The following is a 14,242-nucleotide window of genomic DNA, read 5'->3' as shown; positions in this document are numbered from 1 at the left end:
TGTAATTATGAAACAACCTATATATTATATTACGAAAAAGAACACTCCTTGGTGAACTTAATGGGAAAATAACTTATAAACTTAATGATTATATTGGACAGGCATTTTTATGTAACATATATATTTTTAATGCATATATATGTATTGAACAGAAGGACAATACCTTCTTTACTAGGGTATATTGCAAATAAAAAAATAAAAAATAGAATGGATTTATGGGCAGTTGAGACTTACCAAATTCATTATAATAATATAAGGAGGATATTATTTATGGCATCATGTATTAACCACTGTAGAAAAGATCATAGAAGAAAAGAATGTGATTATTGGGACGATTGCAGATATGATGATTATAGCGATTGTTGTGATAAGAAAAAATTTGATCATAGAAAAAAGAAATTAGATTGTGATCCTTGTGATCCTAAAGATAGAGAAAAAGGTAAAAATTGTATACCAATTTTAGAATGTGGACAATCGGCAGATCAACCTTTACCAACTGAACTAGCCCTTACCGATACCCCAGTTCCATTAGCAACTGTTACTATTAATACTAAATGTCTATGTAAGCCATGTGTAAAAATTGAGTATTCTTCAATTATTACTCTTACTGGCGTTACTGATTTTATTGATGGTTTCATAGATTTAAAATTTAGATTGTGTAAAAAGTGCAAAAAAGGTCAAAAGAAAGAACTACAAAGGTGGGAATATAGGCATAATGATGTGGACCCAGGTGAAACATGGAAAGATTCATTTACAGTTACTTTCTGTGAGTGTTTAGATTGTTTTGATGAGGATTGCTGCCAATATACAATAGAGCTAATTGAAGCTGCTCCTGCTCTTACACCCAATAATACTCCAAGAGTTTTATATAATATTACCAATAGGGACATTTCAGCATTAGCTGCTTGTAAATCTCCTTGCTAAACAGAATCTATCTTAGGGAAAAATTCACCTTTTGGTTGAATTTTTTTACTAAGATAGATTCTATTTCTTCTAAGGAGGTATATTCCAATATGTGAGATAAAACAACCTATATATTATATTACGAAAAAGAACACTCCGTGGTGAACTTAATGGGGAAATAACTTATAAACTTAATGATTATATTGGACAGACATTTTTATGTAACATATATATTTTCAATGCATATATATGTATTGAGAAAGAGGACGATACCTTATTTTACTAGGGGATATTGCAAATAAAAAATAGAATGGATTTATGGACAGTTGAAACTTTTCAAATTCATTTTAATAATATAAGGAGGATATTATTTATGGCATCATGTATTAACTACTATAAAAAAGATCATAGAAGAAAAGAATGTGATTATTGGGACGATTGCAGATATGATGATTATAGCGATTGTTGTGATAAGAAAAAATTTGATCATAGAAAAAAGAAATTAGATTGTGATCCTTGTGATCCTAAAGATAGAGAAAAAGGTAAAAATTGTATACCAATTTTAGAATGTGGACAATCGGCAGATCAACCTTTACCAACTGAACTAGCCCTTACCGATACCCCAGTTCCATTAGCAACTGTTACTATTAATACTAAATGTCTATGTAAGCCATGTGTAAAAATTGAGTATTCTTCAATTATTACTCTTACTGGCGTTACTGATTTTATTGATGGTTTCATAGATTTAAAATTTAGATTGTGTAAAAAGTGCAAAAAAGGTCAAAAGAAAGAACTACAAAGGTGGGAATATAGGCATAATGATGTGGACCCAGGTGAAACATGGAAAGATTCATTTACAGTTACTTTCTGTGAGTGTTTAGATTGTTTTGATGAGGATTGCTGCCAATATACAATAGAGCTAATTGAAGCTGCTCCTGCTCTTACACCCAATAATACTCCAAGAGTTTTATATAATATTACCAATAGGGACATTTCAGCATTAGCTGCTTGTAAATCTCCTTGCTAAACAGAATCTATCTTAGGGAAAAATTCACCTTTTGGTTGAATTTTTTTACTAAGATAGATTCTATTTCTTCTAAGGAGGTATATTCCAATATGTGAGATAAAACAACCTATATATTATATTACGAAAAAGAACACTCCGTGGTGAACTTAATGGGGAAATAACTTATAAACTTAATGATTATATTGGACAGACATTTTTATGTAACATATATATTTTCAATGCATATATATGTATTGAGAAAGAGGACGATACCTTATTTTACTAGGGGATATTGCAAATAAAAAATAGAATGGATTTATGGACAGTTGAAACTTTTCAAATTCATTTTAATAATATAAGGAGGATATTATTTATGGCATCATGTATTAACTACTATAAAAAAGATCATAGAAGAAAAGAATGTGATTATTGGGACGATTGCAGATATGATGATTATAGCGATTGTTGTGATAAGAAAAAATTTGATCATAGAAAAAAGAAATTAGATTGTGACCCTTGCGATCCTAAAGATAGAGAAAAAGGTAAAAATTGTATTGCAATTTTAGAATGTGGAAGACCGGTAGATCGACAATTACCAGATCAACTAGCCCTTACCGATCCCCCAGTACCATTAGCAACTGTTACTATTGATACTAAATGTCTATGTAAGCCATGTGTAAAAATTGAGTATTCTTCAATTATTACCCTTATGGGCCTTACTGGTGCTTCTGATGCTTCCATAGATTTAAAATTTAGATTGTGTAAAAAGTGCAAAAAAGGTCAAAAGGAAGAACTACAAAGGTGGGAATATAGACATAATAACGTGGACGCAAATGATACATGGAAAGAATCATTTACAGTTACTTTCTGTGAGTGTTTAGATTGTTTTGATGAGGATTGCTGCCAATATACAATAGAGCTAATTGAAGTTACCCCAACTATTGTTAGTAGTGAACCAGTAGTTTCATACGATATTACCAATAGGGACATTTCAGCATTTGCTGCTTGTAAATCTCATTGCTAAATAGAATTTAAGCTGATGAAAAATTCATCAGCTTTTCTATTTTTATGAAAAAAGAATAGGATTATATAATTAGTGATTTTTAGGACCTATGATTGCTGAAATACTTTTATTGGTAATGTTATATAAGGTTTCTATATTATTACTAATAATAGAAGGAGCAGCCTGTATAAGTTCCATAGTATAGGTGCAACAATCTCCATCGAAACAATCTAAACACTCACAGAAGGCAATTGTAAAGGCATCTTTAGATTCCCTCTCTGTATCTGTATCTTGAAGATCAGACTTTAGATAGGTCCATTCTTGTAATATTTCTTTTTTTCTATTTTTACATTTCCTAATCAATCTAAATTTTAGGGTTATTTCAACATTTGGATTATCAGGATTATTAGCAGCTGAAACATGAATAATAGAAGAATATTCAATGTTTATACATGGCTTTTTTAAAGATCTAGTATCCACCGTAACAGAAGCTAGTTTTATAGGAGGCATCATTGGGTCGTTGGTATCGTCATTAAGTCTAGGTGGCAAACTTGGATCAAATATTCTTCCACATTGTAAATCCTTTTCACAAGATACAATGGCCAAAATATTTTTATTGGTAATGTTATATAAAACTCCGATATCACTATTAACAAGAGTTGGAGCAGCCTGTATAAGTTCCATAGTATAGGTGCAACAATCTTCAGCAAAACAATCTAAACAATCACAAAAAGTCACTGTAAAGGCATCCTTAGATTCTCTCTCTCCATCATTATCTTCAAGATTAGATTGTAGATAGGTCCATTCTTGTAATATTTCTTTTTTTCTATTTTTACAATTCCTGATCAATCTAAATTTTAGAGTTATATCAACATCGGGATCATCAGGGTTAATAGCAGCTAAAGTATCAATAATAGAAGAGTATTTAATATTCACACAAGGCTTTTTTAAAGATTTAGTATCCACCGTAACAGAAGCTAACTTTACTGGAGGCATCATTGGGTCATTGGAATCATCATTTAGCCTAGGTGGTAAACTTGGATCAAATATTCTTCCACATTGTAAATGATCTTCACAAGATATAAGAGCCAAAATATCCTTATGGGTAATGCTATATGCAATTGTAGGATTATTATTTTGGTCAATAAAAGGTGCAACTTCTATAAGTTCAATGGTATAGGTGCAACAATCATGGTCAAAGCAATTTAAACATTCACAGAAAGTAACTGTAAAGGACTCTTTAGATTCCCTCTCTCTATCAAGATCTTCCAGATCAGATTCTGTATAGATCCATTCCTGTAATATTTCTTTTTTTCTATTTTTACAATTTTTACTTAATCTAAATTTTAAAGTTATTGATTCATTGCCGTCACCACTCCGACCAACAGCTACAAGATTGATAATAGATGAATATTCAATATTTACACATGGTTTATGGAAAGATCTAGTGTCTACCGTAACAGAAGCCAATTTAACTGGAGGCATCAGTGGATTGTTGGGATCATCATTTAGCCTAGGTGGTAAACTTGGATCAAATATTCTTCCACATTGTAAAGTGAGTGTAGAGTCTTTTTCTTTCTTTATATTAGAAGAATACTTTTTATAATCATTATAGTAGGTTAACATTCATACATCTCCTTTTGTTTTTTATTATGAAAATAACAGTAAAAGTTAATATATATTATGGGACAGGGAGTTTAATGGTGACTTAGGTATTAAATTTAAGAAAGAAATCTTGTGTTTGTTTATCTTTGGTAAATTACATATTTCTCCTTATGTTCACTATAAATAAATTTTATAAATATTATTTGTCCATAGATTTTTCTAATATTTGTAAAAAAATCCTATTTATTCAATTAAAATAATTTTAGCTTATAAATTTGAAGAGAGGGAGTTATGTTATGGCTGATTACAGAGAAATGTGGAGTTTATTAGATATGGATTTGGAGAAGCATGATGAATTATGTGCAGTATTACCTGAGTTTTATGGAGAAATATACATGGATCAGAAAAATAGACCAGAGGGTATGAATTATTTTAATATGGTTGTTTCTGAAATCCATGGTCTTAGGGTTAAGGAGTTAAATGACGGAAAAAAAGATGGCAAAAAGGTAGTGGGAACATTTTGTGTCTTTGTACCTGATGAAATAATAACAGCAGCTGGAGCTGTAAGTGTAGGATTATGTGCAGGGTCTGATTTTTGGCATCCAGATGGAGAAAAAATAGTGCCTAAAAATACCTGTCCCCTAGTAAAGGCCGCAGTTGGAGCATACTTTGGTAAAACCTGTCCCTATTTTCAATCCTGTAACCTAATAGTAGGAGAGACAACTTGTGATGCTAAGAAAAAGGCATGGGAAATCTTCAGTAAAGAAATAGATACTCACGTGATGGAATTACCACAGATGAAAAGGGAGAAAAATGAAAGACATTGGGAAGAAGAAGTTGCATTATTTAAAGAAAAAATAGAAGAAGTGACAGGCCATACAATTACAGAAGAAGAATTATACGAGAGAATAAAATTACATAATGAAAAGAGAAGTGTATTAAAGAGATTATACGATTTTAGGAAAGTAGACAATCCACCTATAAGTGGAAAGGATGTATTATTAATAACTCAAATTGCCTTTTATGATGATCCTAAGAGGTTCATTGAAATGACTAATAAACTATGTGACGAATTAGAAGAGAGAGTTAAAGAAAATAGTGGAGTGTATGAGAAGGATGCCCCAAGGCTTTTAATAACGGGAACACCGATGGCCATACCAAATTGGAAGATGCATCATATAATAGAAACTAGTAATGCTGCTGTAGTTGCAGAAGAAACTTGTACTGGAACTAAATATTTTAAAAATTTAGTTTCTGAAGAAGAAAAGGACATGGAGGGTATGATTAAAAACCTTGCTAGTAGATATATGAAGACTAATTGTGCCGTATTTACTCCTAATAAAAATAGAATAGATGATATTATAAATATGTATAAGGAATATAAGGCCGATGGTGTAATATATTATTCACTACCGTTTTGTACTTGCTACGCAGCAGAATATATGAGCGTAAAGGAAGCGTTGGAAAAAGAGGGTATTCCAGTTATTATGATAGAAACGGGATATGGATTGGAAGATGCAGGCCAAATTAAAACTAGATTAGAGGCCTTTTTAGAAATGCTAGATAAATAGGTGAGCATACATGAGTTTATATATACTATTTCCAAATCATTCCAATGGCATGCTCATGGAGAATATTTTAATTGAGAATAATATTAAATACACTATTTCCCCAACTCCACGAGAATTAAGTATCTGTTGTGGTATATCAATAATAATAAATAAAGAAGATAGACAATTAGTTGAAGAACTTATTGAAGAAGAGAGTAATTTGAAGATAGAAGGAATCCATGAATTAAAAAAGAAAAGGAAAAAGTTTATTAATATATAAATGGAGGGAGATAGTAGTGTACTCTATAGGAATAGATTCAGGGTCAGTAGCTACAAAGGCTGTATTATTTAACGGAGAGATTGTAGATTCAATTATAATTCCCACTGGATGGAGTCCTAAGGAAAGTGCTAAGGAAGCCTATAATAAAATAATAGAGAGAAATAATGTGGATAAGAGTCAAGTAAAAAAGGTAATAGGCACAGGTTATGGTAGAATATCTATGGATTTTATAGATAAGGCCATAACAGAAATAACTTGTCATGCTAAAGGGATGCATTTTTTAAATCCTAATATAAGAACCATACTAGATATAGGTGGTCAAGATAGCAAAGTAATAAGTATAGATGAGAATGGAAATGTGCTGGATTTTTTTATGAATGATAAATGTGCAGCTGGAACAGGACGTTTTCTACAGGTTATGGCTGTAACTTTAAATATGGATATAGAGAATATAGATGAAGAATTAAATGAAGAATTGACACCTCAAAAGATAAGTAGCATGTGTACTGTTTTTGCAGAATCAGAAATTATAAGTTTACTCGCAAAGGGGATAGATAAAAAAAGCATATTCTTGGGTATATTAGAGTCTATAGGAAATAGGGCCTTTTCCATATTACATAAGGTAAATTCAAATGAAACCATAGGTTTTAGTGGTGGCATAGCTAGAAGTAATTTAGTAAAAAATATAATAGAGAAAAAAGTGAAAAAAGAAATATATGTACCTAATGACTCTCAAATAGTGGGAGCATTAGGGGCGGCTATAAAGGGATTTTAAGAGAAAAGAGATATAGTTTAAAAAACTATATCTCTTTTAATGTCTATTACAATATAATGAATTATAAAGATACAATTTCAAAATGTACTGTTGACTAGGTACAAAAAATGTGGAATAATTGAATTGTATCCATGATGTTAAAAATTGGGATAAAGGGGAGATCATAATGGAAATGGAAAAAAATAAATGGGATATTAGAAGAATTGTATTGTTAGGATTGCTCATGGCATTTAATATGGTTGCTACCTATATTCATGTACCTGTGGGTGGTAGCATGATGCACTTAGGCACCACAGCTCTTTTTATAACAGCTTTAATTTTAAATCCAGTAGATTCGGCCATTGCATCTGGCGGAGGTATGTTTTTGTTTGATATATTTGGAGGATACGTTAGCTATGCCCCATTTACTTTAGTGATTAAAGGTCTTATGGCCTATATAGTATCTAAATTGGCCCATAAGTCAGGGGATGGCCTTAGTATGAAAGTAAATCTAGGAGCATATATAATAGGAGGAATTGTATCCTTAGTAGGTTATTATTTTACCAATGTATTTTTTACAGGAAGCTTTATAGGACCTATAAGTAAAATACCAGGGTCCATATTAACTACAACCATAGGCATATTAATAGCTTTGCCCCTTGGTATACAAGTGAAAAAAGCATATTTGAAAATTAAATAAAATCTTACAGGGCATTGAAAAAATTCAATGTCCTGTTATAATTTTTGTATACAAATTATGGAGGAAATTTATTATGGAAAGACAAAAAATTATTGAATCGATAAAAGATATAGTAAAAAAACAATTGATGGGAGAAGGTACAGGCCATGATTGGTGGCATACTTTAAGAGTTTACAATATGGCTAAGAATATGGCTACACAAGAAAAAGCCAATATGTTTATAGTGGAAATTTCAGCCCTTATTCATGATTTATATGATTGGAAATTTTACGGTGAAGAAGGACAAATTAGAAAAACAGGAAAGTTATTAAATGAATTTATAGAAGATGAAAAGGAAATTGAAATTATTATGGATATTATAATGAACATTTCCTTTAAGGGAGGAACAGCTTCTGCAAAACAAAATACTCTAGAGGGGAAAATTGTACAAGATGCAGATAGATTAGATGCATTAGGTGCCATAGGCATAGGAAGGGCATTCGCATATGGAGGCCATAAAAATAGAGAAATGTACAATCCTAATATGGCTCCTATGAAATATTCTAATTTAGAAGAATATAAAAATAGTAAGGGACATACTATAAATCATTTTTACGAGAAATTATTATTGCTAAAAGATAAAATGAATACGCAAACGGGAAAAAAGATGGCCAAAGAAAGACATGAGTTCATGGAAAACTTCTTAGAACAATTTTATAAAGAATGGGATGGAGAAAAATAGGATATGATTAAATCATATTCTTTTTTATTGTCTAGGAAAGTTAATTGACACAAAACATGTAGGTAGTATGCCTTTTTTATTTATAATACTATATTATATGATAAAAATACCAGGTGAAATGGACTAGGGGTTCATATAATGAAACTTTTCCTTGGACAAATGGGCTTTTATATGTTATAATTTGAAAAATTTATTAAAAGAGGGATGTGGTCATATGACAGAAAGTGAAGTTAAAAGTAAAGAACTGCACATAAGCAATATTAAAAGAATTGTAGTGAAAGTTGGAACTTCTACATTGACTCACTCTACTGGACTGTTAAATTTGTCTAGAATAGAAAATATAGTTAGACAATTAGCAGACATACACAATAGAGGGGTGGAAGTAGTATTAGTTACATCAGGTGCTATAGGTGCTGGTGTAGGAAAATTAGGATTAGATGAAAGACCCAAGACCATCCCCGAAAAGCAAGCAGCTGCAGCAATAGGTCAAGGTGTATTGCTTCATATGTATAGTAAATTTTTCTCCGAATATGGAAAAATAACAGGACAAATTCTTTTGACAAGAGATGATATGGCAGATAGAAATAGATTTTTAAATGCAAGTAACACCTTTACTGCCCTATTAGATAAGGGTGTAATTCCCGTAGTTAATGAAAATGATGCAACTGTAGTTGATGAAATAAAATTTGGTGATAATGACACTTTATCTGCTATGGTGGCTAGTTTAGTAAATGCAGATTTATTAGTATTATTAACAGATATAGATGGCCTTTATGATTCTAATCCAAAGGAAAATAAAGATGCTAAGCGTATAGAATATGTAGGAAAGATTGATGAGTCTATAGACCATATGGCAAAGGGAGCAGGATCTAAATTAGGAACTGGTGGTATGATAACCAAAATAAAAGCTTGTAAAATAGCATCCTTTTCTGGGGTATGTACTGTCATAGCCAATGGTAGTGAGGATAATATACTAAATAAAATAATGGATGGTGAAGAGGTAGGTACATTTTTTCAAAAGACAGAAGAAACCCTTAAGGCTAAAAAACACTGGATGGCCTTTGTTACAAACCCAACAAATAAAATATACATAGATGATGGGGCACAAAGGGCCCTACTAGAAAATAGAAAGAGTTTATTGCCAGCTGGTATAGTAAAAGTTGATGGCCAATTTGGAAAGGGAGAAGTCTTAGCAATTTTTAATATGAATAATGAAGAGATAGCCCATGGAGTTACTAATTATAACTCTACTCATATAGATATGATAAAGGGCATTGATAGTAGTGAAATAGAAAGAATACTTGGATATAAGGATTATGATGAAGTAATCCATGCTAACAATTTAGTTGTATTGAGAAAGTAGGGGGATAATATGGATATTAAAAATTATGTATTAAGTATAGGAGAAATTGCAAAAAAAGCATCTAGAAATATGATAAACATAGATACAATAACTAAAAACGAAGCCTTAATAAAGATGGCAGAATCATTAATAGAAAATAAAGAATATATTTTGAATGAGAATAAAAAGGATATGGAAAATGGGGAAGCTAAGGGATTTACAAAGGCTTTACTAGATAGACTCCTATTAACAGAAGACAGATTGAATGCTATGGCAGGAGGGCTTAAACAAGTGGCAGCCCTAGATGATCCTATTGGAGAAGTGGTGTCTATGATAAAGAGACCTAATAATTTAAGAATAGGAAAGATGAGAGTGCCACTAGGTGTTGTGGGTATAATATATGAAGCAAGACCAAATGTAACTGTAGATGCAGCAGGACTTTGTATTAAATCAGGAAATGTTGCCATATTACGAGGTGGTAAAGAAGCTATTAATTCTAATATGGCATTAGTTAAAGTCATTTCTAAGGCTGCCACAGAAGCTGGATTACCAGAGGGTTGTATAAATCTAATAGAAATAACAGATAGGGAAGCTGCAAATGAAATGATGAAACTAAATGGATATATAGATGTATTAATTCCAAGGGGGGGAGCTGGCCTTATTCAAGCCGTAGTTAAAAATGCATCTGTTCCAGTAATTGAAACAGGAGTAGGTAATTGCCATATATATGTGGATGAATCAGCTGACAGAGAAAGGGCCATTGACATAATAATTAATGCTAAAACTCAAAGACCAGCTGTATGTAATGCACTAGAGACTTTATTAGTCCATGAAAAAGTAGCCAATGAGTTTTTACCAAAATTACAAGACAAACTAGAGGAATTAAATGTGGAAATAAGGGGTTGTGAAAAGACTAATAATATATTAAAAAATATAGTATTAGCAAAGGAAGAAGATTGGAGTACTGAGTACTTAGATTTAATACTAGCCATTAGGGTAGTTAATAATATGGATGAAGCGTTAGAACATATACATGTGTATGGAACTAAACATTCTGAATCCATACTTACTAATGATTACAACAATTCACAAAGGTTTTTACAAGAGGTAGATGCAGCTGCCGTTTATGTAAATGCATCAACTAGATTTACAGATGGAGAAGAATTTGGATTTGGAGCTGAAATAGGAATAAGCACTCAAAAACTCCATGCAAGGGGCCCAATGGGATTAAAGGAACTTACAACGTTTAAATACACCATATATGGAGAAGGACAAATAAGATAAATTAAAAGATGCCTATGAGTTTTCATGGGCATCTTTTAATTTATAAATCATTCTAGAGAGTTTCTAAACCTTACTAGTTTTTCAAGAAGTTCATCTATATTTTCTATAACTACTTCCTTTTCTTCTTCATTAACATCTGATTTCTGTATTTGATTAATTTCTAAGGTGGCTTTTTCTAGTAATCCCTTTAAATTAGGAGAAGTTCTAGTGGTGGTATAGGTCCATTTGATAATATCTCCATCCCGAGTACGTTTGAAATTTTTAGATATTTGGGATTTCAAAGATCCTAATGAATTACTATATAATCTGTTTTTTCGTAGTTCAAAATATAGTTTTCTTAAGGTAATTCCTTCGTTTAATCTGGTAAGTATTACATTGACACATTCCTTGTTCAGAGAATCATTAGGATGCATATACATTTCCTCCATATTCAAGCTTTATATAAGTTGTTGTACAATTAAATTTTCAACAACGTGTTTCTACTATAAGGATATTAATATACCGTTTTGTTTATTACAAAAACTTGAAATGTAAAAAATATAAATTAAAAATGTTTCAAAAGAATCCAAAAATTGAAGTTTGTTTTTGAAAAATACTGGATATGCTGGTAAAATGTATTAGAAGAGAAATTTATGTAAAAAAAGGAGGAGATATGTAGATGAGTAAAAAAAATAAATCATCAATAGGTGCTAAAACCTTGGTGGCATTTTTCGTAACACTTCTTATAATAATGGTAATATCTACTACATTATCAGGTTTTATGATTGATAAGTATATGAAAAAGCAAATGGGAGATAATGCACTTAGATTAATTGAGGAAACATCACAAAAGATTCAGGTTAGTGAAATAGCTGTCATGAACCTTGAAAAGCAATTAGAAGATAAAATTAGAATTGCAGCCAAGACCATAGAGGTAAGTGATAACGTATCTAATAAATATTTACAAGAGATATCTAAAAAAGCAGGTATTGATCAAATAAATGTGTCTGTAAATAGGACAATAGTCAGTTCTACCCATGATGAGTACGTAGGATATGTATATGGAGAAGACCATCCTGCAGATAAAGTATTTAAAGGTGAGAAAAAAGAAATTATGGAGCCTATAAGAAAGGATACGGAATCTGATAAGGAATATAAATTTGGAGCTATCAAAACGGATGATGGAAGGGTAATACAAGTAGGAATATCTGCAGGTAAGATAAGGGCAATAGAAGAGGCTTTTAGTAAACAAAAAATTGTGGAAGAACTAGCTAAAGGTGATGATATTGTATATGCTCTTATAATTGATAAAAATTTAAAGGCAATAGCCCATAGTAATGCAGAAAGAGTTGGAAAAGATTTAAGTGAAGATGCAGGAACTAGAACGGCAGTTATAGATAAGAAAGAATATACAAATACATATCCATATGATGATGAACAGGGGAATGTAATAGAAACTTATGATGTATTATTACCCCTAAATATTAATGGAGAACATGTGGGGGCCATAAATGTAGGAGTTTCATTAGAACCTGTGAAAAATACCATAAGAGAAGTTGTAACGAAAAGTATAATTAGTAGTTTAGGATTATTTGTATTATGTGGATTTGGTATATATATATATATTAAGAAATTAACTAAACCATTAGGTCAACTATCAAAGGCAGCTGAAAAGGCTTCTCAAGGAGATTTAAAGGTTAAGGTAAAAATTGAAAGAAATGATGAAATAGGTTTCTTAGGTAAAGCCTTTGGTGATATGATAGAAAGTATTAGAAATATGATAAATGGAATACTAAATAATTCAAATGAAGTAAATAAATCCAGTGAAGAACTTTCAAATGCAGCAGAAAAGATAACGGCCCAAATTCAAAATGTAGGAGTAACTACAGAAGAAATAGCAGCTGGAATGGAAGAAAGTAGTGCTGCCATAGAAGAAGTAGTAGCATCTATAGATGAAATAACACAGGCTTCCATAAGTTTGTCTGATAAGGCTAAAGAAGGAAATAATATTGCAAAAGAGATAGATATTAGAGCCTCACAAATGAAGGCTAATGCAGTAAATTCTAAAGAAGTAACCACTCGCATGTATAAGGATAAGCAAGAAAAGATTATTAATGCAGTTGAAAGAAGTAAAGTAGTTGAGAACATTAAGGATATGTCAAATGCCATATCTTCCATATCAGAACAAATTAACTTACTTGCATTAAATGCAGCCATAGAGGCTGCAAGAGCAGGAGAACAGGGAAGAGGTTTTGCTGTAGTTGCTGAAGAGGTAAGAAAATTAGCAGAAGAGTCTTCAAATAGTGTTGGAGAAATTGAAAGTGTAATAGAAGAAGTACAAATAGCAGTAAAAGAACTTACTAATAATGCTACTGATATATTAGACTTTATAAACAATGATATAATGAAGGACTATGATACTTTAGAAGAGTCAGGAGAACAATACTATAGGGACTCAGAGTCAGTAAAAGAATTATTAGAAGATTTCTCAAAATCTACTGTGGAAATTTCTACAGCCATGGATGAAATGAATAGGGCTGTGTCAGGAGTATCTGTTTCTATAGAACAATCTGCTGCTGGTTCTCAAAACATAGCAGTAAGTATTGGAGATGTAACTGGAGCAGTAGAGGAAATATCTAATGCAGCTTACACACAACTAAAAGCAGTAAAAGAATTGAATGAAATGGTAAATAAATTTGAAATATAGAAAAAAGTCTTCCTAAGGGAAGACTTTTTTCATTTCGATGCATATAATGAAGTAATAAGTATAAAGGGGGATTGTAGTAATGAAAATATTTGTAAATTTACTAACCCTTATATTATTACCTATAATATTGGTGAGTCTGATAATGGACGGTGTAGATGCATATAAAATATCAGCTATGATAGTTCTTATTTTATATGTAATATTTGTAGAAAATAAATATGATAGAATAGCTTTGTCATTTAAAGGTATAATAGATAAAATAAGAAGGTAAAGGATAAGCCACCTAAGAGGGTGGTATTTTTTTGCTCTATAATTATAAAATCAGAGAATTGGGAATAACTTGCCACAGTATTGATACATAAAAAGAATAAAAACTTCTGATGAAAAACATCAGAAGTTTTTAAATTT

At 31.2% G+C, this 14,242-nt stretch carries 14 protein-coding genes; 12 read left to right on the top strand and 2 right to left on the bottom strand.

Going from position 1 to position 14,242, the window contains the following annotated elements; all coding sequences use genetic code 11:
* Window positions 1-270: 270 nt before the first annotated feature.
* The 3 genes from CCE28_RS12605 to CCE28_RS12595 all read left to right on the top strand — a co-directional run bounded on the left by CCE28_RS12605 (window position 271) and on the right by CCE28_RS12595 (window position 2,933).
* Entirely contained in the window at window positions 271-924 is a 654-nt protein-coding gene (locus tag CCE28_RS12605) for a DUF4489 domain-containing protein (protein WP_176461803.1), read from the top strand.
* 352 nt (window positions 925-1,276) lie between these two features.
* The gene (locus tag CCE28_RS12600; protein ID WP_176461802.1) at window positions 1,277-1,930 is read left to right on the top strand and encodes a DUF4489 domain-containing protein; all 654 of its coding nucleotides are present in this window, start codon (window positions 1,277-1,279) and stop codon (window positions 1,928-1,930) included.
* Between the two features lie 352 nt (window positions 1,931-2,282).
* Window positions 2,283-2,933 carry a DUF4489 domain-containing protein gene (locus CCE28_RS12595; RefSeq protein ID WP_176461801.1) on the top strand — a complete coding sequence of 217 codons (651 nt, stop codon included), beginning with the start codon at window positions 2,283-2,285 and terminating at the stop codon, window positions 2,931-2,933.
* Window positions 2,934-3,002: 69 nt separating this feature from the next.
* On the opposite strand, the gene CCE28_RS12590 is transcribed toward CCE28_RS12595, so the two are convergent.
* Window positions 3,003-4,538 (bottom strand): DUF4489 domain-containing protein, encoded by a 1,536-nt coding sequence (locus tag CCE28_RS12590; protein WP_095134079.1) that lies wholly within the window; start codon window positions 4,536-4,538, stop codon window positions 3,003-3,005.
* 275 nt (window positions 4,539-4,813) lie between these two features.
* Here CCE28_RS12590 and CCE28_RS12585 point away from each other — a divergent pair, with 275 nt between their 5' ends.
* From CCE28_RS12585 to CCE28_RS12555, 7 genes are all read left to right on the top strand, one after another.
* On the top strand, window positions 4,814-6,088 hold the full coding sequence (locus CCE28_RS12585) for a double-cubane-cluster-containing anaerobic reductase (protein ID WP_095134078.1): 1,275 nt from the start codon (window positions 4,814-4,816) through the stop codon (window positions 6,086-6,088).
* Between the two features lie 10 nt (window positions 6,089-6,098).
* Window positions 6,099-6,347, top strand: a complete 249-nt coding sequence (locus CCE28_RS12580) for a putative Se/S carrier-like protein (RefSeq protein ID WP_095134077.1) — start codon at window positions 6,099-6,101, stop codon at window positions 6,345-6,347.
* 16 nt (window positions 6,348-6,363) lie between these two features.
* A complete protein-coding gene (locus CCE28_RS12575; protein ID WP_095134076.1) occupies window positions 6,364-7,122 on the top strand; it encodes an acyl-CoA dehydratase activase in 759 nt (252 codons plus the stop codon).
* A gap of 166 nt (window positions 7,123-7,288) precedes the next feature.
* Window positions 7,289-7,801, top strand: a complete 513-nt coding sequence (locus CCE28_RS12570) for an ECF transporter S component (protein ID WP_095134075.1) — start codon at window positions 7,289-7,291, stop codon at window positions 7,799-7,801.
* 73 nt (window positions 7,802-7,874) lie between these two features.
* Window positions 7,875-8,522 (top strand): HD domain-containing protein, encoded by a 648-nt coding sequence (locus CCE28_RS12565; RefSeq protein ID WP_095134074.1) that lies wholly within the window; start codon window positions 7,875-7,877, stop codon window positions 8,520-8,522.
* A 181-nt stretch (window positions 8,523-8,703) separates the two neighbouring features.
* Window positions 8,704-9,885 (top strand): glutamate 5-kinase, encoded by a 1,182-nt coding sequence (proB, locus tag CCE28_RS12560; protein ID WP_330396854.1) that lies wholly within the window; start codon window positions 8,704-8,706, stop codon window positions 9,883-9,885.
* A 9-nt stretch (window positions 9,886-9,894) separates the two neighbouring features.
* Complete coding sequence (locus CCE28_RS12555; RefSeq protein WP_095134072.1) at window positions 9,895-11,148, top strand: glutamate-5-semialdehyde dehydrogenase; 1,254 nt, start codon at window positions 9,895-9,897, stop codon at window positions 11,146-11,148.
* Window positions 11,149-11,195: 47 nt separating this feature from the next.
* Here CCE28_RS12555 and CCE28_RS12550 read toward each other — a convergent pair whose 3' ends face one another.
* Window positions 11,196-11,561, bottom strand: coding sequence for a hypothetical protein (locus tag CCE28_RS12550; protein WP_095134071.1), 366 nt, complete (start codon window positions 11,559-11,561; stop codon window positions 11,196-11,198).
* A gap of 245 nt (window positions 11,562-11,806) precedes the next feature.
* On the opposite strand from CCE28_RS12550, the gene CCE28_RS12545 reads away from it, so the two are divergent.
* On the top strand, window positions 11,807-13,834 hold the full coding sequence (locus tag CCE28_RS12545; RefSeq protein WP_095134070.1) for a methyl-accepting chemotaxis protein: 2,028 nt from the start codon (window positions 11,807-11,809) through the stop codon (window positions 13,832-13,834).
* A gap of 79 nt (window positions 13,835-13,913) precedes the next feature.
* Window positions 13,914-14,105 carry a hypothetical protein gene (locus CCE28_RS12540; RefSeq protein WP_095134069.1) on the top strand — a complete coding sequence of 64 codons (192 nt, stop codon included), beginning with the start codon at window positions 13,914-13,916 and terminating at the stop codon, window positions 14,103-14,105.
* The last annotated feature ends 137 nt before the right edge of the window (window positions 14,106-14,242 follow it).

This window comes from Anaeromicrobium sediminis, assembly GCF_002270055.1.
Lineage (GTDB): Bacteria > Bacillota > Clostridia > Peptostreptococcales > Thermotaleaceae > Anaeromicrobium > Anaeromicrobium sediminis.
The sequence above is the reverse complement of the archived record's forward strand: the minus strand, read 5'-3'. Positions and strand labels throughout refer to the sequence as shown.